Raw genomic sequence first — 21,703 nt, 5'->3', positions numbered from 1 at the left:
TATAGCGGTCTGTCGGTGAGTTCTCCGCAGGCCGCAGCGGCGGCAGGGTGAATCTGATGGCCCCACCGGAATATTCCGGTGGGGCCATCAGCGCGGTTTGACGGCAACGTCAGCGGACGACTGCTGTGTCGGGCGGATCGTCGCGGATGTCGTCGGTCGGGCCGAGGGCGTCGCCCAAGGCATCGATGACCTGGCGTCGCGGACGGTACATCGAACCGTGGAAGCGTCTGGTGTCAGCCCACCAGCCCCATCTCCCGCGCGATCAGCATCCGCTGTACCTCGCTCGTCCCCTCGCCGATCTCCAGGATCTTGGAGTCGCGCCACATGCGGGCGACCGGGTACTCGTTCATGAAGCCGTAGCCGCCGTGGATCTGGGTGGCTTCGCGGGCGTTGTCCACCGCCACCGTCGACGAGTGGAGCTTCGCCAGGGCCGCTTCCTTCTTGAACGGGGCGCCGGTCACCAGGCGGGCCGCCGCGTCGCGCCAGGCGAGGCGGGACGTGTGGGCCTTCATCTCCATGTCCGCGATCTTGAACTGGATGGCCTGGTTCTCGGCGATCGGCCTGCCGAACGCGTGGCGCTCCTTGGCGTACTTGACGGACTCGTCGACGCAGCCCTGCGCCAGGCCCGTCGCCAGGGCGGCGATCGCGATGCGGCCCTCGTCGAGGATGCGCAAGAACTGGGCGTAGCCGCGGCCCTCCTCGCCCAGGAGGTTGGCCGCCGGGACGCGGACGTCCGTGAAGGACAGCTCGCGGGTGTCCGAGGCGTTCCAGCCGACCTTGGAGTAGGGGGCCGCGACCGTGAAGCCGGGGGTGCCCGAGGGGACGATGATCGAGGAGATCTGCGGGCGGCCGTCGGGCTTGCGGCCCGTGACCGCCGTGACCGTCACCAGGCCCGTGATGTCCGTGCCCGAGTTGGTGATGAAGCACTTCGTGCCGTTGATGATCCACTCGTTCGTCGACTCGTCCAGGCGGGCCGTCGTGCGGGTCGCTCCCGCGTCGCTGCCGCCGTCGGGCTCCGTCAGGCCGAACGCGCCGAGGACGTCGCCCGAGCACAGGCGGGGCAGCCACTCCCGCTTCTGGGCCTCGGTGCCGTAGAGGTGGATCGGCATCGCGCCGAGGGAGACACCGGCTTCGAGGGTGATGGCGACCGAGGAGTCGACACGTGCCAGTTCCTCCAGGGCGACGCCGAGGGCCAGGTAGTCGCCGCCCATGCCGCCGTACTCCTCCGGGAACGGCAGGCCGAACAGGCCCATGCGGCCCATCTCCCGGACGATCTCGTACGGGAACTCGTGCCGCTCGTAGAAGTCGCCGATCTTCGGCGCCACCACCTCGTGTGCGAACTCCTCGACCGTGCGGCGGAGTTCCTCCAGCTCGGGGGAGAGACGGTAGTCCATGGTGATCAGTGCTCCTCGGTGTCCTCGTGGGACAGGGCTCGGACGGTACGGGACGGGCTGGGTCGGCCCAGTTGGGCGGCCATCCACGCGCTCGTGGCGACGAGGCGGCCGAGGTCGATGCCGGTGTCGATGCCGAGGCCCCGCAGCATCCACACGAGGTCTTCGGTGGCGAGGTTGCCCGTCGCCGACTTCGCGTACGGGCAACCGCCCAGGCCGCCCGCGGAGGCGTCGACCGTCGTCACGCCGTGCTGGAGCGCGGCGAGGGTGTTGGCGAGGGCCTGGCCGTAGGTGTCGTGGAAGTGGACGCCGAGGGCGGACGGCGGGACTCCCGCCTCGTCCAGGGCCGCGAGGAGCGCGACCACATGGCCCGGGGTCGCCACGCCGATCGTGTCGCCGAGGCTCAGTTCGTCGCAGCCCATGTCCCTCAGGGCCCGGCAGACCGTCACCACCTGGGGGATCGGGACCGGGCCCTCCCACGGGTCACCGAAGCACATGGAGAGATAGCCGCGGACGTGGACCGTCTCCGCCTTGGCCCGGCTCACCACCGGTTCGAACATCGCCAGGGCCTCGTCCACCGTGCGGTTGAGGTTGGCCTTGGCGAAGGACTCCGTGGCGCTCGCGAAGACCGCCACCCGGCGGGCTCCCAGGGCCAGGGCGCGGTCCAGGCCCCGCTCGTTAGGGACGAGGACCGGGAGGGCCACCGGGAGGTCGGCGACCTGAGGGAACAGCTGCTCGGCGTCGGCCAGTTGAGGGACCCACTTGGGATGGACGAAGCTCGTCGCCTCGATCGTCGTCAGGCCCGCGTCGGCCAGGCGGCGGATGAACTCCGCCTTGATCTCGGTGGGGACGGTCGTCTTCTCGTTCTGCAGGCCGTCGCGCGCGCCCACCTCGTGGATGCGCACGCGGGCGGGCAGGTCCCCGGCGGGGACGGCCATCGGGAGTCCCGCAACTGTCATTCCGCCGCCTCCTCGTTCGGTGCGATGACCGCCAGGACCTGGTCCATGGCGACCGTGGTGCCGGGCGCCACGTCCAGCTCGGTGACCTTGCCGGCGTGCGGGGCGGAGATGACGTGCTCCATCTTCATCGCCTCCACCACCAGCAGGCTCTGGCCCGCGCTCACCTCGTCGCCGACGGCGACCTTGACGACGGTCACCGTGCCGGGCATCGGGGCGGTGAGGGAGTCGGCGCCCCCCTGCGCCGCCCGGGTCAGGGACGCGGCGACCGGGTCGTGGTCGCGGACGTGCCAGGCGTCGCCGTCGCGGCCGAGCCAGTCGGCGGCGCGGTGGAAGGTGTGCCGGACGCCGTCCAGCGTGACGGAGACCCGGTCGTCGCTGACCGTGGCCGTGCCGCGCGGGGTGTACTCCACCGGATCCTGCACCCGCAGATGGAACGCCGGTGGCTTGAGGGCGCCGCCCAGGCGCCAGCCGCTCGGCACCGAGAAGGGGTCCGTCCAGCCGCCCGGCTCGGGCTTCAGGGCCTCAAGGCGTACGGCCGCGGCCGCCTCGTACACCTCCTCCGGTACGTCCGCGGTGACCAGGTCCTCCACCTCGCGCTCGACCAGCCCGGTGTCCATGTCACCGGAGACCACCGCCGGGTGGGCCAGCAGGCGGCGCAGGAAACCGGCGTTGGTCTGCACGCCGAGCGTGACCGTCTCCGCCAGGGCCGCGCGGAGCTTGCGCAGGGCGGTGGCGCGGTCGGGACCGTACGCGATGACCTTGGAGAGCATCGGGTCGTAGAGGCTGCCGACCTCCGTGCCCTCGGTGAGGCCCGAGTCGGTGCGGATGCCGTCGCCCTGGGGCTCGCGCAGCCGCAGCACCGTGCCGCCGGAGGGGAGGAAGCCGCGGGCCGGGTCCTCGGCGCAGATCCGGGCCTCCACCGCGTGGCCCGTCAGCCGTACATCCTCCTGGGTGAAGCCCAGGGGCTCCCCGGCCGCGACCCGCAGCTGCCACTCGACCAGGTCCAGGCCGGTGATCAGCTCCGTGACCGGGTGCTCCACCTGGAGGCGGGTGTTCATCTCCATGAAGTAGTACGACGACGGGTCGGTGCCCGGGACGATGAACTCCACCGTGCCCGCGCCCCGGTAGCCGCAGGAGCGGGCCGCCTGGACCGCCGCCTCGCCCATCGCGGAGCGCGTCTCCTCGGTCAGGAGGACGCTCGGCGCCTCCTCGATGATCTTCTGGTGGCGACGCTGGAGGGAGCACTCGCGCTCGCCCAGGTGCACCACGTTGCCGTGGCCGTCGGCCAGGACCTGGATCTCGATGTGGCGGGGGCGGTCGATCCAGCGCTCCACCAGCAGGGTGTCGTCGCCGAAGGAGGCGCGGGCCTCGCGGCGCGCCGAGGCGATCTCTTCCTCCAGGCGGGTCAGGTCCCGCACCAGGCGCATGCCCTTGCCGCCGCCGCCCGCGCTGGGCTTGAGCAGCACCGGGGCGCCCAGGGCACGGGCCGCCTCGGCCAGCTCCGGGTCCCGGCCGCCGGGCACCACCGGCACCCCGGCCTCCTGGACCGTCTCCTTGGCGCGGATCTTGTCGCCCATCAGGGCGATCGCGTCCGCCGGAGGGCCGATGAAGACCAGGCCGGCCTCGGCGCAGGCGCGCGCGAAGGCGGCGTTCTCCGCGAGGAAGCCGTAGCCCGGGTGGACGGCCTGCGCGCCCGTGCGGGCCGCGGCCTCCAGGAGGCGCTCCACCGACAGGTAGCTCATCGACGCGGGGGCCGGGCCGATCCGCACCGCCGTGTCCGCCTCGCGGACGTGCCGGGCGTCGGCGTCCGCGTCGGAGAAGACGGCCACCGAGCGCACGCCCATCGACCGCAGCGTACGGATCACCCGTACGGCGATCTCGCCCCGGTTGGCCACCAGCACTGTCTCGAACATCGTCGTCCGTCCCCTCACATCCGGAAGACGCCGAACTGGGGGTCACCCAGGGGCGCGTTGGCGCAGGCGGTCAGGGCCAGGCCCAGGACCTGACGGGTGTCCAGCGGGTCGATGACACCGTCGTCCCAGAGGCGGGCCGTCGCGTAGTAGGCGTTGCCCTGGCGCTCGTACTGGGCGCGGATCGGGGCCTTGAAGGCGTCCTCGTCCTCGGCGGGCCAGGTCTCGCCGCGCCCCTCCAGCTGGTCCCGCTTGACGGTGGCGAGGACCGAGGCGGCCTGTTCACCGCCCATGACCGAGATCTTGGCGTTCGGCCACATCCACAGGAAGCGGGGGGAGTACGCCCTGCCGCACATGGAGTAGTTGCCCGCGCCGTACGAGCCGCCCACCACGACCGTGAGCTTCGGTACGCGCGTGCAGGCCACGGCCGTGACCATCTTGGCGCCGTGCTTGGCGATGCCGCCCGCCTCGTAGTCCTTGCCGACCATGAACCCGGAGATGTTCTGCAGGAACACCAGCGGGATGCCGCGCTGGTCGCACAGCTCGATGAAGTGGGCGCCCTTCTGGGCGGACTCGGCGAACAGGATGCCGTTGTTGGCGACGATGCCCACCGGGTGGCCGTGGATCCGGGCGAAGCCCGTGACCAGGGTCTGGCCGAACTCGGACTTGAACTCGGCGAAGCGGGAGCCGTCGACCACCCGGGCGATGATCTCGCGCACGTCGTAGGGGGTGCGGGAGTCGACCGGGACCGCGCCGTAGAGGCCGTGCGGGTCGACCTTGGGTTCCGTCGCCTCCGTGGCCTCCCAGGGGAGCGGCCCCCGGGCGGGGAGGGTGGAGACGATGGTGCGGACGATGCGCAGGGCGTGCGCGTCGTTCTCCGCGAGGTGGTCGGTGACGCCCGAGACGCGGGAGTGGACCTCGCCGCCGCCGAGCTCCTCGGCCGTGACCACCTCGCCCGTGGCCGCCTTCACCAGGGGCGGGCCGCCCAGGAAGATCGTGCCCTGGTTGCGGACGATCACCGCTTCGTCGCTCATCGCCGGGACGTACGCCCCGCCGGCCGTGCAGGAGCCCAGGACGGCGGCGATCTGGGGGATGCCGGCGCCGGACATGCGGGCCTGGTTGTAGAAGATGCGGCCGAAGTGGTCGCGGTCCGGGAAGACCTCGTCCTGCATGGGGAGGAAGGCGCCTCCGGAGTCCACCAGGTAGACACAGGGGAGGCGGTTGTCGAGGGCGACCTCCTGGGCGCGGAGGTGCTTCTTGACCGTCATCGGGTAGTATGTGCCGCCCTTGACCGTGGCGTCGTTGGCGATGACCACCGTGTCGCGGCCGCTGACCCGGCCGATGCCGGCGATGACTCCGGCCGCCGGGGCCTGGCCCTCGTACATCCCGTCGGCCGCGAGCGGGGCCAGCTCCAGGAAGGGCGAGCCCGGGTCGAGGAGGGTGTCCACGCGGTCGCGGGGGAGCAGCTTGCCGCGGGCCGTATGGCGGGCGCGGGCCTTCTCGCCGCCGCCCTGTGCGGCCGCGGCGAGCTTGCCGCGCAGCTCCTCGACGAGGGCGTGGTGGGCCTCCTCGTTGGCCCGAAAGGCCTCCGACGCGGGGTCTGCCGCGCTCGTGAGCTCCGGTGCCTCGTGCATCCTGCGGGTCCCCTCACCTTGTTAATGAGCGTTAACGCATTTCCTTCAGGTTAACGACCGCTAACCTTCCTGTCTAGAATTGTTTTCATGGCCACCAGAACCGACGCCCCCACCCGCCGTGAGCAGATCCTCAAGGAGGCCGCGCGGCTGTTCGCCGAGCGGGGCTTCCACGGGGTCGGAGTCGACGAGATAGGCGCCGCGGTCGGGATCAGCGGGCCCGGGCTGTACCGGCACTTCGCGGGCAAGGACGCGATGCTCGCGGAGCTGCTGGTGGGGATCAGCGGGCAGTTGCTGACCGGGGCGAAGCGGCGGCTGGCGGAGGCGGACGGGGGTGGGGCGGAGCAGGTGCTCGACTCGCTGATCGAGGGGCATATCGACTTCGCGCTCGACGACCGGCCCCTGATCACCCTGCACGACCGGGAGCTGGACCGCCTCCGGGACACCGACCGGAAGATGGTGCGCCAGCTCCAGCGGCAGTACGTGGAGCTGTGGGTCGGGGTGGTGCGGGCGGTGTACCCGGGGCTCGGGGAGCCCGCGGCCCGGTCGGCCGTGCACTCGGTGTTCGGACTGCTGAACTCGACGCCGCACCTGGGCAGGGCGGGATCGTTGCCCGGGCGGGGGGCCATGGCGGAGCTGCTGCACCGGATGGCCCGGGGGGCGTTCGCGGCGGCGGAGGGCTGACGTGCGCGTCCCCGGCACCCTGCCGGGGTGACCGGCGTGACGAGCGTTACCCCGCGCACTCCGCCCCCACCCTGGACGCGTCTCGATACTCGCCGGTATCTTTGACTGAGCAAGCGCTTAGACATGCGAAGTCGTGGAGGTGGCGGCGTGCGCCGTACGGTGTTCAACGAGGATCACGAGGCGTTCCGGGAGACCCTTCGCGCCTTCATCGAGGCCGAGGTCGTACCGGTGTACGACGAGTGGTTCGCCGCCGGCCAGGCGCCGCGCGACTTCTACTACAAGCTCGGCGAGCTGGGCATCTTCGGCATCAACGTGCCCGAGGAGTTCGGCGGCGCGGGCCTGGACAGCCACAAGTTCGAGGCCGTCCTCTATGAGGAGACCGCTCGCGCCGGCGTCCAGTTCGGCGGCTCCGGCGTGCACGTGCTGCTCGCCCTGCCGTACATCAAGATGCTCGCCACCGACGAGCAGAAGAAGCGCTACCTGCCGAAGTTCGTCTCCGGCGAGGAGATGTGGGCCATCGCGATGACGGAGCCGGGCACCGGTTCCGACCTCGCGGGCATGAAGTCCACCGCCAAGCTGAGCGAGGACGGCACCCACTACGTCCTCAACGGCGCCAAGACCTTCATCACCGGCGGCGTGCACGCCGACCGTGTGATCGTCTGCGCCCGCACCTCCGCCCCGACCGCCGAGGACCGCCGCCACGGCATCTCCCTCTTCGCCGTGGACACCAAGTCCGAGGGCTACTCCGTCGGCCGCAAGCTCGACAAGCTCGGCCTGAAGACCTCCGACACCGCCGAGCTGGCGTTCGTCGACGTCAAGGTGCCCGTCGAGGACCTCCTCGGCGAGGAGAACAAGGGCTTCCACTACCTCGGCCACAACCTGGCCTCCGAGCGCTGGGGCATCGCCTTCGGTGCCTACGCCCAGGCCAAGGCCGCCGTCCGGTTCGCCAAGCAGTACGTGCAGGAGCGCACCGTCTTCGGCAAGCCCGTCGCGCACTTCCAGAACACCAAGTTCGAGCTGGCCGCCTGCCAGGCCGAGGTGGACGCCGCCGAGGCCGTCGCCGACCGCGCGACCGAGGCCCTGGACGCCGGTGAGCTCACCCCCGCCGAGGCCGCCTCCGCGAAGCTGTTCTGCACCGAGGTCGCCCACCGCGTCATCGACCGCTGCCTCCAGCTGCACGGCGGCTACGGTTACATGAACGAGTACCCGATCGCCCGCCTGTACGCGGACAACCGCGTGAACCGCATCTACGGCGGCACCAGCGAGATCATGAAGACGATCATCGCCAAGGACATGGGCCTGTAAGGCCCCCGACACCGGCACGCGATCACTGGCCGGTACAACGCATCCATGACCCAGGCACTACAGGACCTCCTCGATCTGCTCGACCTGGAGCAGATCGAGGAGGACATCTTCCGCGGCCGGTCCCGGTCCGCCGTCGTCCCCCGGGTCTTCGGCGGACAGGTCGCGGCCCAGGCGCTCGTCGCCGCGGGACGCACGGTCCCCGAGGACCGGCCCGCCCACTCGCTGCACGCGTACTTCCTGCGCCCCGGCGACCCCGGCGCGCCCATCGTCTACACCGTCGACCGGATCCGCGACGGCCGCTCCTTCACCACCCGCCGGGTGGTCGCCGTCCAGCACGGCAAGCCGATCTTCCATCTCTCGGCGTCCTTCCAGACGTACGAGGACGGGCTGGATCACCAGGAGCCGATGCCCGACGCCCCCGATCCCGTGACGCTCCCGACCGGTGCCGAGCGGCTGCGCGGGTACGGGCACCTCGACCCCGTCGTGGTGGAGAAGTTCCTCGAGGCCCGCGCCGCCGTCGATCTGCGGTACGTCGACGAGCCGCCCTACGGGAAGTTCGGCGAGCCGCGCGAGCCGCACTCCCAGGTGTGGTTCCGCACCAACGGCAAGCTCGACAGCGATGTCGACGACCCGCTGCTGCACGTCGTCCTCGCCACCTACGTCTCCGACATGACGCTGCTCGACTCCGTCCTGCTCGCGCACGGGCGCGGCGGCTGGGCCGTCGGGGACGTCGTCGGGGCCTCGCTCGACCACGCGATGTGGTTCCACCGGCCGTTCCGCGCCGACGAGTGGCTGCTGTACGACCAGGAGTCCCCGTCCGCGTACGGCGGCCGGGGACTGGGGCAGGCGAGGATCTACACGCAGGACGGGCGGCTCGCCGTCACCGTGATCCAGGAGGGCGTGGTCCGCGTCCCGCGCGGGCGGGGTCCTAACTGAGGCCCGCCTCCGCCAGCAGGTACGCGGTCATCGGGTCGTAGTGGCGGGGGCTGACCACGTGGTCGTCCAGGGGCACCGCCACCTGCACGGTGCCCTCCGCCTCCGCGAGGAACAGGGCCGGGTCGTTGCAGTCGGCGTAGCCCACGGAGTCCACGCCGTGCTGTCCCGCGTAGCCCGCCCAGCCGTGGTCGGCGACGACCAGGTCGGGCAGCGGGCGGCCCTCGCGCTCCAGGCCCTTCAGGATCGCCTTCATCGGCTCGCCCGAGTGGGTGTGCCACAGGGTGGCGCCGTGCTCCAGCACCGCCACGTCGGCGAACTGCATGACGTAGCCCTCCTCGGTCGTCAGCCCGTCCGGGATGACGACGATCTCGCAGCCGGCCGCGCGCAGGGCGGACGCGGTCGCGCGGTGGACGTCGAGGAGGCCGCCGGGGTGGCCGGTGGCGAAGAGGACGCGCTGCTGACCGTCCGCCGCCTTGCGCAGCCGCCCGGCCATCCGCTCCAGACCGGCCACGGTCAGCTCCGGGTCGATGGTGTCCTGGCCGTAGCGGTGTTCGGGGTCGTCGTTCACGCCGACGCGTTCCGCCATCACCGCCAGGACGTCCTGCTCGTCGCTCCAGCGGTCGCCGAGTTCCAGCCCGAGCCAGTAGTGACGGTCGCCGTTCGCCAGCTTGCGGTAGTGGGAGAGGTTGTTCTCGCGCGGGGTGGCGACGTCGCCCGCGATGCGCGTCCTGACGAGGTGTTCGACGAGTTCGGCGCGGCTGGGTGTCCCGGATATCGGCATGGCATCCATTGTGAGGCAGCGGCCTGCGGGCGTCCCTGGCGTATCGAACGCTGGGACGTGCGTCACGTACTCAGCGGGACCCCGCTCACGTACTCGGATCCGCCGCAGCGCGAACCCCGCACGAGCCCCCGTCCTCCAAGCCAGGTGGATGTCCGGATCCGGAACGTCGGTCCCGGCGTGATGGACGTTTCCTCCATGCCTTCGCGCTGCGGTGTACGAAATGTACATGTCGCAGTCAGGGCCGGGTGTCTAGTGTCGACCGGACCGGTCGCCCCGGATTCCGGCCGGATGCGCTGTGACTGAATGTCGTCGCTCGGGGGTCACGGCGCCGTCTCCTCGAGGGCGAGGCCGACCGGCGTGACCGTCCTCGCCGCCCGGCGCGAAGGCGTCGCCGGGCAGGCATCCGAACCCGTGTCCAGCCGGTCCCGGCTCCCCCGGTAAAGTCGTACGACAAGCAGTACATACGCGATGAAGCGTAGGAAAGAAGGCATTCCTCCATGAGCAGCAACGAGACTCCGCGCGGACCCGTCGACTCCTCCCGCGTCCCGCGGTACGCCGGTCCCGCGACCTTCGCCCGGCTGCCCCGGCTGGACGAGGTCGGCCGGGCCGATGTCGCGGTGGTGGGCGTGCCGTTCGACTCGGGTGTCTCGTACCGGCCGGGCGCCCGCTTCGGCGGCAACGCGATCCGTGAGGCGTCCCGGCTGCTGCGCCCGTACAACCCGGCGCAGGACGCCTCGCCGTTCGCCCTCGCCCAGGTCGCGGACGGCGGCGACATCGCCGTCAACCCGTTCGACATCAACGAGGCCGTCGAGACGGTCGAGGCCGCCGCGGACGACCTGCTCGGCACCGGCGCCCGCCTGATGACCCTCGGCGGCGACCACACCATCGCCCTGCCCCTGCTGCGCTCGGTCGCGAAGAAGCACGGCCCCGTCGCCCTGCTGCACTTCGACGCCCACCTCGACACCTGGGACACCTACTTCGGCGCCGAGTACACGCACGGCACCCCGTTCCGCCGCGCGGTCGAGGAGGGCATCCTCGACACCTCCGCCCTGTCCCACGTCGGCACCCGCGGCCCGCTCTACGGCAAGCAGGACCTGACCGACGACGAGAAGATGGGCTTCGGCATCGTCACCTCCGCCGACGTCTACCGGCGCGGCGCCGACGAGGTCGCCGACCAGCTCCGCCAGCGCATCGGCGACCGGCCGCTGTACATCTCCATCGACATCGACTGCCTCGACCCGGCCCACGCCCCAGGCACCGGCACCCCCGAGGCGGGCGGCATGACCTCGCGCGAACTGCTGGAGATCCTGCGCGGCCTGGCATCCTGCAACCTGGTGTCGGCCGACGTCGTCGAGGTGGCCCCCGCGTACGACCACGCGGAGATCACGTCGGTGGCGGCCTCGCACACCGCGTACGAACTGACCACGATCATGTCGCGCCAGATCGCCGCGGCCCGGAAGGACTCGGAAGCCAAGTGACTCACGACCACGACCTGGTGCTCCGCCCCACGCCCGCCCAGACGGAGGCCGCGCTGAACCCTCCTCCGGGCCGCACCGGCGGAGACCTGGTCGTGGAGACGCTGGCCGGGCTGGGTGCGACGACCGTCTTCGGTCTGCCCGGCCAGCACGCCCTCGGCGTGTTCGACGCGCTGCGCCGCTCCGACCTGCGCTACATCGGCCTGCGGGTGGAGAACAACGCCGGGTTCGCCGCGGACGCCTACGGCCGGATCACCGGCGAGGCCGCGCCGCTGCTGCTGTCGACGGGCCCGGGCGCCCTGACCTCGCTCCCCGCGCTCCAGGAGGCCGCGGCGGCCTCCGCGCCCGTGCTGGCGATCAGCAGCCAGGTCCCGACGGCGGGCCTGGGCGGCGGCCGGCACGGCTACCTCCACGAACTCCCGGACCAGGCCGCCTCGTTCCGGGGCGTGGTCAAGTCCGTCCACACGGTCCGCGCCCAGTCCCAGATCCCCTCCGCGATCGAGGCGGCCTGGACGTCGGCGCTGTCGGCCCCGCACGGCCCGGTGTGGGTGGAGATCCCGCAGGACGTCCTGCTCGCCGAGACGGCGATCCCGGTGGTGACGGGCGGTGACGCGTTCCCCGAGGAGCTGCCGCCGCGCCCCGAACTGACCGCCCTGGCCGCCGACCTGCTGTCCAAGGCCGCCCGTCCGGCGATCATCGCGGGCGGGGGAGTGGTCCGGGCGGACGCCTCCGGCAAACTGAGGCAGCTGGCGGAGCTGCTCCGGGCGCCCGTCGTCACCACCCCCGGCGGCAAGGGCGCCTTTCCCTGGACCCACCCGCTGTCGCTCCAGTCCTGGATCGAGGACCGGCACACCACCGACTTCCTGGAGGACGCCGACGTCCTCCTGGTCGTCGGCTCGGGCCTCGGTGAACTCTCCTCGAACTACCACACGTTCAAGCCGCGCGGCCGGGTCGTCCAGATCGAGGCCGACCTCGGCAAGCTGGAGTCCAACCACCCGGCGCTGGGCATCCACGCGGACGCGCGGCCGGCGTTGCAGGCGCTGCTGGAGACGGTGCGGGCCCGCGAGGACACGACGGCGGCGGACCGGGTCAGGGAGCTGCTCGCGAAGGTCGCCGAGCGCATCGCCGCCCAGGAACTCACCCTGGAACAGGACGTCCTGGCGTCCGTCCGCAAGGCGCTCCCGGCCGACTCCCCGTCCTTCTGGGACATGACGATCCTCGCCTACTGGGCCTGGTCGGCGTTCGACGCCAAGGGCCCCAACCACATGCACTCCGCGCAGGGCGCGGGCGGCCTCGGCTACGCCTTCCCGGCGGCGCTCGGCGCGGCGGTGGCCGACCCGACCCGTCCGGTCCTCGCCGTCTCCGGCGACGGCGGGGCCCTGTACTCCATCGCCGAACTGGCCACGGCCCGCCAGTACGACCTGAACGTCACCTGGCTGATCGTCGACGACGGCGGCTACGGCATCCTGCGCGCGTACATGAACGACGCGTTCGGCGAGGCGACCGCGACGGAACTGACCCGGCCCGACTACGTGGCCCTGGCGGAGTCGTTCGGCGTCCCCGGGGTGCGCACGACCCCGGAGAGCCTGGAGAAGGACCTGGCCGCCGCGCTCGCCGCGCCGGGCCCACGTGTGGTCGTCCTCCCGGCGATGCTGCGGATGTTCGCGCCGACCCACCTGGGCTCGGACTGATCACCCGAACGGCCGGGCGCGACGATGTCCGGTACACCGGGCTGGACTCTTTTCACATGGGGGAGTCCAGCCGCGGTGAGGCCTACCAGATCGACTCGACCCACTCCGGGTGGTCGATGAACGGGTTGCGGTTGTGCTGGTAGGAGTCGTAGATGACGTCGTTGCGGTTCTCCTCGAACGCGCTCGGCGGGTCCTGCTGGTGCCACTGCTTCAGGACCGAGAGGCGGCCGTGGTACGGGTTGCTGCCGTTGGTGACGGAGTCGTTGGGCTCCAGGTCGGGCCAGCCGTCGGTGCCCTCGTAGCGGACGGCCATGTAGAGGATCATGCGGGCCACGTCGCCCTTGACCGCGTCGCGCGGCTCGAAGGAGTTGGAGTCGGTCAGGCTGCCGCCGCCGTTGGTGAACGAGCCGCCGCCGTCGTCGAAGTCCTTGTTGCCTCGGATGGAGTTGACCCGGACGTCCTCGGGGCGCAGGTGGTGCAGGTCGGTGCCGGGACCGGTGGAGGTGCCGAAGTCGCCGTGGGACTTGGCCCACACGTGCTCGCGGTTCCAGTCGCCCACGTCGCCGCCGTTGAGGGACTTGCTGCGGGAGATGCCCGAGTACAGCAGGATCACGTTGTTGCTGTTGTTCGGGTCCTGGTCGGTGACCTTGAGGGCGTTCCAGACCGCGGAGTACGAGATCTTCGTCTGGCTGCTGATGATGGTGTGCAGGGAGGACTTGAGACCGGTGCCCGTCTTGCCGACCGCGTTCTTGTAGTACGTCGTGTCGTACGCGGTCGTCGTGGCCGCGGCCGGGGGAGCGGTCAGAGTGGACGCGGTGAGGCCGGCCAGGGCGGCGGCGGTGGCCAGCGCCACCGGCTTCCATCGGCGTATCCGTCTTGTCGCCAGCATGTGGGGTCCCCTCTACGCGGGTTGATCGGAGGCGATAACCGGGAGAGTGACATGGACATGCGACCGTGTAAATGAATCCGACGTGGCGATCAGGTGACGGAAACCGGCAGTTCGGTGGTGTTCTACGCGAGTTGACACGACCTGGACGTCCCCGGGCTGATCGTCGACGACGGTGGCGACGGCATCCTGCGCGAGTGCGCGGGTTCTCCGGGGTCAGGACGACCCCGGAGAACCGGGAACGGGACCTCGCGAAGGCCCTCCGGACGCGCGGGCCTTCGGTGGTCCTGCTCCCGGCCGTGGTGCGCGTGTTCGCGCCGAGGCACCTGGGTTGAGCGAGGGCCCTGCTGACTACAGGCCGTCGCGGACCATCGCGGCGACGATGTGGACGTGCCGGTCGGCTGCCGTGCCCGACCACTCGTTGTCGTGGTTCAGGCCGTAGGGCCAGAAGTGGCCGCCCCCGGTGGAGATCTTGGCGCCCGAGCCGTCGTACTGCCTGACGAGGGCGGTGGCCTGCCCGCCGGTCCAGGTGCCGCTGCCGCCGAGGCGGGACCAGCCCGAGCTGGTGCCCACGCCGATGGTGTGGGCGATCTCGTGCAGGGCCGTCCGCTCGTTCATGTAACTGCGGTTGCTGCCGAAGCGGATGGTGCCGTTGATGTTGCCGTCGGCGGTGGGGACGCCCGGCTCGTAGCGGACGGTAAGGGTCTTGCCCAGGTCGCTGAGGTTGTTGTAGCGGGCCACCGCCGCGTTCATGGCCCTGGTGATGAGGTCGTAGGCAGCGCGCTGGTCCGCGGTGGGGCTGCTCGCGCGGACGAGGGACCAGGTGATGGTGGCGGCCGCCGCGCGTTCCCGGGCCGGGGCGGGCGGGGCCGGGGCGGTGGCGGCCTGGGCGGCGACGCCGGGACCGGCCAGCAGCGCGGCGGTCAGGGCGGCTAGGAGTGCCTTGCGTGGGCTCATGTGCGGATCCTCCAGTGGGGGTGGCCGTCACGAAGGTTTCGAAGCTTCGCACGGCGTTCGGGATCTCGGACAAACGGCGCCGCCGTCCCTGCAAAGCCTGTGTGTGACACGGCAGTTGGCGCGCTGTCGACCGCAAGTATCCCGGTGGGGAAGACCGCGTCAAGAGTTCCGGCAGAGGTCAGTGGAACCAGAAGAGCAGCGTGTCGGGGTTGGTCCCGAGCCTGCGTGCGCTGTCCCACTGCTCCGCCTCGAACCGCATGGCGTCGGCGAACCGGCGGGCCGCGCCCCGGAATTCGGGGTCGAGGCGGTCGAGTACGCGCGTGTAGGCGTCGGCGAGGGCGGCGGCCCGCCGGGTCGGCAGCGTGCCGATCGCGGGCACCGCGTCGCCGGGGTGGGGCAGCCGCAGCGGCGGGCCGCTGAACAGGAACGTGCCGGGGAGTAGATCAGCCGGTACGCCGTGCCGGGCCAGTTCGTCGTCCATGGCGTGGAACCAGGACGGGCGGCGCCAGGCGCCGAGATCGGTCGGGTCGGAGAAGTGCGCCGCGACGGTCAGGTAGAAGGCGTAGCTGTACGACGGGCAGAGGTCGGTGCTCGGGGTGCCGTCGGCCACCTCGTCCAGGGCCTGGCTGATGGAGACGGCGAGGTCGATGCCCTGCTCCCGGAAGCGGGCGTCGGTGCGTGCGCACTCCGTGCGTACCCGGGTCAGTGTGCGATCCTGTCGCTCGGTCCGCTCCACCGCGGTGAGCAGCCGCACCACCGTTCTCATGTCTCCGGTGCTCATCTCCAGGCAATGGCCCACGGTCGCGTTTCCCTTCACCCGTTCGCCGGACACCGGTGTCCATGATCGGGGACAGGGGAACGGTCCCGGACCAGGGCGTCGGGGGCCGTTCGTTTGTGCGGGGTTATGGCGGATCAGCTGACGTCGGCCGGGTCGAGACGGTAGACGGCCGGTGGCAGATGTCACCCGAGCAGGGTGGGCGGACCCGAGGGGAGACGGCTGTGCCGGAGCCGGCCGCCGCCTGTGAAACCGGGCAGCCCTCGATAACGCCTCGTACAACCCTCCGCCGTGCAACCATGCGCCCATGTCCGGGGGTCAAAGGTGCATGACTTCTGGGATATCCCGCCGCGCGAGAGTGCGGGCGGCGGCCGTGGGTACGGGCGTACTCGTGCCGCTCGTCGCCGCCGCCACGCCCGCCGCCGCTGCCGCACCGGCCGTGACGGTGCTGACCCACGGCAACAGCACGATGAACTACGGCATCGCCACCATCCAGGCCGTGGCCAAGGTCATGCACAGGGACCTGGCGGCGAGTTGACGGTTCCCGGCCCCGAAGCCGGGGACCTCCTGAAGAAGGCGGGGAGGGCACGAAGCGCGCGGGGAAGGATGTACACCCCGCCGCCCACCCGGCGTCACCGGACCGTCCTACGGTGACGGCCATGCCCCTGAGAACCCACCTCGCCCTCCTCACGGCGGGCCTGGCGGCGGCCACGTGCCTGACCGCCGCCGGCCCCGCCCAGGCGCGGACGTCCCACGCCTGCTCCCCGTCCGTCTCCCTCGACCGCTTCTCCGACGCGCTCGACAAGACGACCTACGAGGACACCTTCGTCGGCAACCTCTCCGCGCTGGCCGTGGACCGGGACGGTTCCCTGGCCGCCCTCTCGGACCGCTCGGCGCTCTTCCGTCTCGACGCGAGGACCCTGACGCCCCGGTCGGTGCTCCCCCTCGCCGAGGAGACCGGAGCGGCCCTGGACTCCGAAGGCCTGGTCGTGGACCGGGACGGTACCTACCTCGTCACCTCCGAGACCGAGCCGTCGATCCGCCGCTACTCCCGCGACGGCCGCCTCCTCGACCGCCTCCCCGTCCCGGACGACCTGCGCGTGAGCCCTGCGGGCCGCGGCCGGCCCAACGGCACCTTCGAGGGCCTCACCCTGCTCCCCGGCGGGCGCACCCTGGTCGCGTCCATGGAGTACGCCCTCTCCGGCGATCCCGCCGACACCGTCCGCTTCCAGACCTGGACCCGCCACGGGGCGCGCTTCCGACTCGCCGACCGGTACACCTACCGCACCGACCCCGGGCTCGGCGTCCCCGAGATCCAGGCCACGCCCGACGGCCGCCTCCTGGTTCTGGAACGCGGCTTCACGGCCGGTGTGGGCAACACGGTCCGCCTCTACCTGGCCGAGCCGCGCCACGCGATGAGGAAGACGTTGCTCACCGACCTCGTCACCTGCCCGCCGCTGGGAGCGACGGCCGAGCAGCCCCAGCCGAATCCCCTCCTGGACAACATCGAGGGCATGACGATCACGGGCCGCACGAGGAACACCTGGAAGGTCCTTCTCGTCAGCGACGACAACCAGAACGCCGCCCAGACGACCCGCTTCTACTTCTTGCGTGTGCGGCCGGGCACCGCCTCCGGACCCGGCGCCGGGCGCTGACAGGGCACTGACCGGGCACCGACCGGGCGATGGCCGGAACGGCAGGGTGTCGAGGCCGCCCGCCGCCCGGCCGAAGCCGATGACCTAGCCCCGATACCGGGCCACCGCCTCCTCGATCCCCGCCGCGTCCGCGTCCGCATCCTCCGACCACCAACCAGGGCCGCAGACGAATCGGGCTCCACCCCGCTGTCCCCCCACCCGAACGCGAATCGAAAACGCTACGGCGGGATGAAAGCGGCTTCCGATCGCGTTGATGCCTTCCGGCAGCTCAGGACGACGGGAAGGTACCGGTGTGACACCGCGACGGGGATGGGCACGACGGCTGTGGGCGTACGCATGGCGCCACCCGAAGGACGTCGTACTCGCCCTCGGTTCCTCGCTGGCGGGCATGGCCGTCATGGCCCTCGTCCCGTTGATCACCAAGGTGATCATCGACGACGTCGTCAGCGAGCACACCCGGTCCATGACCACCTGGGCCGGGCTGCTCGTCGCCGCCGCGCTGATCGTCTACGTCCTCACCTACGTCCGCCGCTACTACGGCGGGCGCCTCGCCCTCGACGTCCAGCACGACCTGCGGACGGAGATGTACGACACGATCACCCGGCTCGACGGCCGCCGCCAGGACGAGCTGTCCACCGGCCAGGTCGTCGGCCGCGCCACCAGCGACCTCCAGCTGATCCAGGGCCTGCTCTTCATGCTCCCGATGACCATCGGGAACTTCGCGCTGTTCCTGATCTCCCTAATCGTCATGGCGTGGCTGTCCGTGCCGCTGACCCTGGTCGCCCTGGCGGTGGCGCCCGCCATCTGGTGGATCGCCAAGCGCAGCCGCACCCGGCTGCACCCCTCCACCTGGTACGCACAGGCCCAGGCCGCGGCGGTCGCGGGCGTGGTCGACGGCGCCGTCAGCGGCGTACGCGTGGTGAAGGGCTTCGGGCAGGAGGAGCAGGAGACCGGCAAGCTCAGGGAGGTCTCCCGCCGGCTCTTCGCGGGCCGCCTGCGCACCATCCGCCTGAACTCGGTCTACACCCCGGCCCTGCAGGTCGTCCCCGCGCTCGGCCAGGTCGCGATGCTGGCCCTCGGCGGCTGGCTGGCGGTGCGTGGGCAGATCACGCTCGGCACGTTCGTCGCGTTCTCCACCTATCTCGCCCAGCTGGTCGGGCCGGTCCGCATGCTCGCGGTGGTGCTCACGGTCGGCCAGCAGGCCCGCGCCGGCACCGAGCGCGTCCTGGAGCTGATCGACACCGAGCCGTCCATCGAGGACGGCCACAAGGACCTGCCCGCCGACGCCCCCGCGACGGTCGAGTTCGACGACGTCTCCTTCGGCTACGGAGACGACCGCGGCGTCCTCGACGGCCTCTCCTTCGAGATCCGCCCCGGCGAGACCCTCGCCGTCGTCGGATCCTCCGGCTCCGGCAAGTCCACGGTCTCCCTGCTGCTGCCGCGCTTCTACGACGTCACCCGCGGGGCGGTCCTGATCGGCGGCCACGATGTGCGCGAGCTGACCCTCCGGTCGCTGCGGGCGGCGATCGGGCTGGTCCCGGAGGACTCGTTCCTCTTCTCCGACACGGTCCGCGCCAACATCGCCTACGGCCGTCCGGACGCCACCCGGGAGGAGATCGAGAAGGCCGCCCGCGCCGCCCAGGCGGACCGTTTCATCAGAGAGCTGCCCGACGGCTACGACACCACGGTCGGCGAGCACGGCCTGACCCTCTCCGGCGGCCAGCGCCAGCGTGTCGCCCTCGCCCGGGCCATCCTCAGCGACCCGCGCCTGCTGGTCCTGGACGATGCCACCTCCGCCGTGGACGCACGGGTCGAGCACGAGATCCACGAGGCCCTGAAGGAGGTCATGCGGGGCCGCACCACCCTGCTGATCGCCCACCGCCGCTCCACCCTGAACCTCGCCGACCGCATCGCCGTCCTGGACGGCGGCCGCCTCGCCGACATCGGCACCCACGAGGAACTCCGGCAGCGCTCCGCCCTCTACCGGCGCCTGCTCACCGACCCGGACGAGCTGGGCGGGGTCTCCCCGGGGCACACCCCGCCGGCGTGCCCCCAGGAGGACACCTCGGTACGGGACGAGCTGGACGCCGAGTTCGACGCCGAGCGCGGGGTCACCCCACGGCTGTGGAGCGGCGACCGCGAGCGCAAGGACACCGCCCTCGCCGAGAGCCCCGCCACCCCCGAGCTGCTCGCCCAGGTCGAGGCGCTGCCCCCGGCCACCGACGTCCCGGACATCGACGAGTCGCGGGCCGTCCGGCCGGAGGACTCCTACGGCCTGCGCCGCCTGCTGCGCGGCTTCGGACTGCCCCTGCTGGTCAGCCTCGCCCTGGTGGCCACCGACGCGGGCATGGGCCTGCTGCTGCCGGTGCTGATCCGGCACGGGATCGACTCCGGCGTCACCCAGGCCTCCCTGGGCGCGGTGTGGGTGGCGGCCCTGCTGGGGCTGCTGACGGTCGCGGTGCAGTGGGCGTCCCAGGTCGGTGAGACCCGGATGACCGGGCGCACCGGCGAACGGATCCTGTACTCGCTCCGGCTCAAGATCTTCTCCCAGCTCCAGCGCCTCGGGCTCGACTACTACGAGCGGGAGCTGACCGGGCGCATCATGACCCGGATGACGACCGACGTCGACGCGTTGTCGACGTTCCTCCAGACGGGCCTGGTCACGGCCTTCGTCTCGATCGTCACCTTCTTCGGCATCATGGTCGCCCTGCTGGTGATCGACGTGGAGCTGGCGCTGGTCGTCTTCGCGACGCTGCCGCCGCTGATCATCGCCACGTACTTCTTCCGCCGGGCGAGCGTGAAGGCGTACGAACTGGCCCGCGAACGCGTGTCGGTCGTCAACGCCGACCTCCAGGAGTCGGTGTCCGGGCTGCGGATCGTGCAGGCCTTCCGGCGGGAGCGGGACGGCGGGCGGCGGTTCGCGGAGCACAGCGCCGACTACCGCCGGGCGCGCATCCGCGGCCAGTGGCTGATCTCGGTGTACTTCCCGTTCGTGCAGTTCCTGTCGTCGGTGGCCGCGGCGGCCGTGCTGATCGTGGGCGGGGCCCGGGTCGACGACGGGACGCTCGCGATCGGCTCGCTGGTGGCCTACCTGCTCTACATCGACCTGTTCTTCGCGCCCGTGCAGCAGCTCTCCCAGGTCTTCGACGGCTACCAGCAGGCGTCCGTCTCGCTGGGCCGCATCCAGGAGCTGCTCCGCGAGCCGACGTCGACGAAGTCCGCCGACGAACCCCGCGAAGTCCCCTCCCTGCGCGGCGACCTCGCCTTCGAGGACGTGCACTTCGCATACGGGGACGACGAAGAGGCCCTCGTCGGTGTCGACCTGCGCATCCCGGCCGGGCAGACCGTCGCGTTCGTCGGCGAGACCGGCGCGGGCAAGTCGACCCTCGTCAAGCTGGTGGCCCGCTTCTACGACCCCACCGGCGGCCGGGTCACCGTCGACGGCACCGACCTGCGGGACCTCGACCTCACCTCGTACCGGCACCGCCTGGGGGTCGTCCCGCAGGAGGCGTACCTCTTCCAGGGCACCGTCCGCGACGCCATCGCCTACGGCCGGCCGGACGCCACCGACGCCGAGGTCGAGGCGGCGGCCCGCGCGGTCGGCGCGCACGACATGATCGCCACCCTGGAGGGCGGCTACCTCCACGAGGTCGCCGAGCGCGGCCGCAACCTGTCCGCCGGGCAGCGCCAGCTGATCGCGCTGGCCAGGGCCGAGCTGGTCGACCCGGACGTCCTGCTGCTCGACGAGGCCACGGCCGCCCTGGACCTGGCGACGGAAGCCCGCGTCAACCAGGCCACCGACCGGCTCGCGGGCCGCCGCACCGCCCTCCCGTCGCCCGACGGCCACGCCCCGGCGAGCGCTCACGCGCGCACCACCTTGATCGTCGCCCACCGTCTCACCACCGCCGCCCGCGCCGACCGGGTCGTCGTCATGGACCGCGGCCGGGTCGCCGAGGACGGCACGCACGAGGAGCTCCTCGCCCGCGGCGGCCGGTACGCGGAGCTGTGGCGGACGTTCATCGGCGCCGCCGAGCCGGAGGAGCCGGTCGGGGCCACCCGCTGACGGCACCCCGCTTGTGCCGCGGGTCCGTGACGTCCGCGCAACCTTCCGACATACGCCATGCGTCCGTACTGGCGTACGCCGATGGTCGCGGACGACGCGGTACGGGAGGACGACAGTGGACAGTGGAGCGATACGCCGGCGGCTCGCGCCCGGGCTGGCCGTGCTGACCGCCTCCGGGCTGCTGGCCGTCGCGGTGCCGGGGGACGCGCAGGCCGCCGCCACCGCGCTCTGCCCCGGGCGCAAGGTGCGCACCCTGCCCTTCTCCACCGGGAACGTGCTCGTCTACAAGCGCGGCGGCTACGTCTGCGCCGTCACCCTCCCCAAAAGACCCGGCGGGAAGCGCAAGATGTCGGTGAGCGTGCAGGCGCGCGGCAACCGGCCGGTCGTCGACGCGGGCACGTACGGCCATCACGCGGGCCCGGTCACCGTGCACGCCGGGCGCCGCTGCGTCTGGCTCAAGGGCCAGGTCGGCAGGGGCAAGTTCAGCTCCGGCTGGATCCTGTGCTGACGCACGGCATGTGGCGACGCGCCCGCCGCGCACAGGGTTTTCCCCATGTCCCCTGGTGCTGGGGCGAGTTGATGAGCTAGCTTCCGGCGCACATCT

The 21,703-nt window shown here is 71.7% G+C and carries 16 protein-coding genes and 2 pseudogenes; 10 read left to right on the top strand and 8 right to left on the bottom strand.

Annotation, left to right across the window (positions count from 1 at the left end):
• Positions 1 to 233 precede the first annotated feature (233 nt).
• The 4 genes from QNO09_RS31910 to QNO09_RS31895 are packed head-to-tail and all read right to left on the bottom strand — an operon-like array spanning position 234 to position 5,894.
• Positions 234 to 1,394, bottom strand: a complete 1,161-nt coding sequence (locus tag QNO09_RS31910; protein WP_283973727.1) for an acyl-CoA dehydrogenase family protein — start codon at positions 1,392 to 1,394, stop codon at positions 234 to 236.
• Positions 1,395 to 1,399: 5 nt separating this feature from the next.
• A complete protein-coding gene (locus QNO09_RS31905) occupies positions 1,400 to 2,350 on the bottom strand; it encodes a hydroxymethylglutaryl-CoA lyase (protein WP_283973726.1) in 951 nt (316 codons plus the stop codon).
• Entirely contained in the window at positions 2,347 to 4,263 is a 1,917-nt protein-coding gene (locus QNO09_RS31900; protein WP_283973725.1) for an ATP-binding protein, read from the bottom strand. Before QNO09_RS31900 ends, QNO09_RS31905 begins: the two co-directional genes overlap by 4 nt.
• Positions 4,264 to 4,277: 14 nt before the next feature.
• Positions 4,278 to 5,894 carry a carboxyl transferase domain-containing protein gene (locus QNO09_RS31895; RefSeq protein ID WP_283973724.1) on the bottom strand — a complete coding sequence of 539 codons (1,617 nt, stop codon included), beginning with the start codon at positions 5,892 to 5,894 and terminating at the stop codon, positions 4,278 to 4,280.
• An 87-nt stretch (positions 5,895 to 5,981) separates the two neighbouring features.
• On the opposite strand from QNO09_RS31895, the gene QNO09_RS31890 reads away from it, so the two are divergent.
• The 3 genes from QNO09_RS31890 to QNO09_RS31880 all read left to right on the top strand — a co-directional run bounded on the left by QNO09_RS31890 (position 5,982) and on the right by QNO09_RS31880 (position 8,816).
• Positions 5,982 to 6,575, top strand: coding sequence for an SACE_7040 family transcriptional regulator (locus QNO09_RS31890; RefSeq protein ID WP_283973723.1), 594 nt, complete (start codon positions 5,982 to 5,984; stop codon positions 6,573 to 6,575).
• 147 nt (positions 6,576 to 6,722) lie between these two features.
• Entirely contained in the window at positions 6,723 to 7,880 is a 1,158-nt protein-coding gene (locus QNO09_RS31885) for an acyl-CoA dehydrogenase family protein (protein WP_283973722.1), read from the top strand.
• A gap of 45 nt (positions 7,881 to 7,925) precedes the next feature.
• Positions 7,926 to 8,816 carry an acyl-CoA thioesterase gene (locus QNO09_RS31880; protein WP_283973721.1) on the top strand — a complete coding sequence of 297 codons (891 nt, stop codon included), beginning with the start codon at positions 7,926 to 7,928 and terminating at the stop codon, positions 8,814 to 8,816.
• Here the strand turns inward: QNO09_RS31880 and QNO09_RS31875 are convergent.
• Positions 8,809 to 9,597 carry a phosphatase gene (locus QNO09_RS31875; protein WP_283973720.1) on the bottom strand — a complete coding sequence of 263 codons (789 nt, stop codon included), beginning with the start codon at positions 9,595 to 9,597 and terminating at the stop codon, positions 8,809 to 8,811. The genes QNO09_RS31880 and QNO09_RS31875 overlap by 8 nt on opposite strands.
• Positions 9,598 to 10,094: 497 nt before the next feature.
• Between QNO09_RS31875 and speB the strand changes: the two genes are divergently transcribed.
• Complete coding sequence (gene speB / locus QNO09_RS31870) at positions 10,095 to 11,075, top strand: agmatinase (protein ID WP_283973719.1); 981 nt, start codon at positions 10,095 to 10,097, stop codon at positions 11,073 to 11,075.
• A complete protein-coding gene (locus QNO09_RS31865) occupies positions 11,072 to 12,763 on the top strand; it encodes a thiamine pyrophosphate-binding protein (RefSeq protein ID WP_283973718.1) in 1,692 nt (563 codons plus the stop codon). The genes speB and QNO09_RS31865 overlap by 4 nt, the downstream gene beginning before the upstream one ends.
• 82 nt (positions 12,764 to 12,845) lie before the next feature.
• Here QNO09_RS31865 and QNO09_RS31860 read toward each other — a convergent pair whose 3' ends face one another.
• The gene (locus tag QNO09_RS31860; RefSeq protein WP_283973717.1) at positions 12,846 to 13,652 is read right to left on the bottom strand and encodes an endonuclease I family protein; all 807 of its coding nucleotides are present in this window, start codon (positions 13,650 to 13,652) and stop codon (positions 12,846 to 12,848) included.
• Between the two features lie 135 nt (positions 13,653 to 13,787).
• Here QNO09_RS31860 and QNO09_RS31855 point away from each other — a divergent pair.
• A pseudogene (locus QNO09_RS31855) lies at positions 13,788 to 13,984 on the top strand (thiamine pyrophosphate-binding protein); the annotation flags it as partial.
• 16 nt (positions 13,985 to 14,000) lie between these two features.
• On the opposite strand, the gene QNO09_RS31850 reads toward QNO09_RS31855, so the two are convergent.
• Positions 14,001 to 14,606, bottom strand: a complete 606-nt coding sequence (locus QNO09_RS31850; protein ID WP_283973716.1) for a hypothetical protein — start codon at positions 14,604 to 14,606, stop codon at positions 14,001 to 14,003.
• A 178-nt stretch (positions 14,607 to 14,784) separates the two neighbouring features.
• Positions 14,785 to 15,405 carry a DUF7691 family protein gene (locus tag QNO09_RS31845; protein ID WP_502962371.1) on the bottom strand — a complete coding sequence of 207 codons (621 nt, stop codon included), beginning with the start codon at positions 15,403 to 15,405 and terminating at the stop codon, positions 14,785 to 14,787.
• Between the two features lie 415 nt (positions 15,406 to 15,820).
• Between QNO09_RS31845 and QNO09_RS40105 the strand changes: the two are divergent.
• From QNO09_RS40105 to QNO09_RS31825, 4 genes and pseudogenes are all read left to right on the top strand, one after another.
• Positions 15,821 to 15,919 (top strand): annotated as a pseudogene (locus QNO09_RS40105) (serine hydrolase); the annotation flags it as partial.
• A 121-nt stretch (positions 15,920 to 16,040) separates the two neighbouring features.
• Positions 16,041 to 17,036: an esterase-like activity of phytase family protein gene (locus QNO09_RS31835; RefSeq protein WP_283973714.1), complete on the top strand. Its 996-nt coding sequence runs from the start codon at positions 16,041 to 16,043 to the stop codon at positions 17,034 to 17,036.
• 292 nt (positions 17,037 to 17,328) lie between these two features.
• On the top strand, positions 17,329 to 21,099 hold the full coding sequence (locus tag QNO09_RS31830; protein ID WP_283973713.1) for an ABC transporter ATP-binding protein: 3,771 nt from the start codon (positions 17,329 to 17,331) through the stop codon (positions 21,097 to 21,099).
• A gap of 115 nt (positions 21,100 to 21,214) precedes the next feature.
• Positions 21,215 to 21,607, top strand: a complete 393-nt coding sequence (locus QNO09_RS31825) for a hypothetical protein (protein ID WP_283973712.1) — start codon at positions 21,215 to 21,217, stop codon at positions 21,605 to 21,607.
• The last annotated feature ends 96 nt before the right edge of the window (positions 21,608 to 21,703 follow it).

The sequence above is a fragment of the Streptomyces sp. 378 genome, assembly GCF_030124145.1.
In the GTDB taxonomy this organism is placed as follows: Bacteria; Actinomycetota; Actinomycetes; order Streptomycetales; family Streptomycetaceae; genus Streptomyces.
The sequence above is the reverse complement of the archived record's forward strand: the minus strand, read 5'-3'. Positions and strand labels throughout refer to the sequence as shown.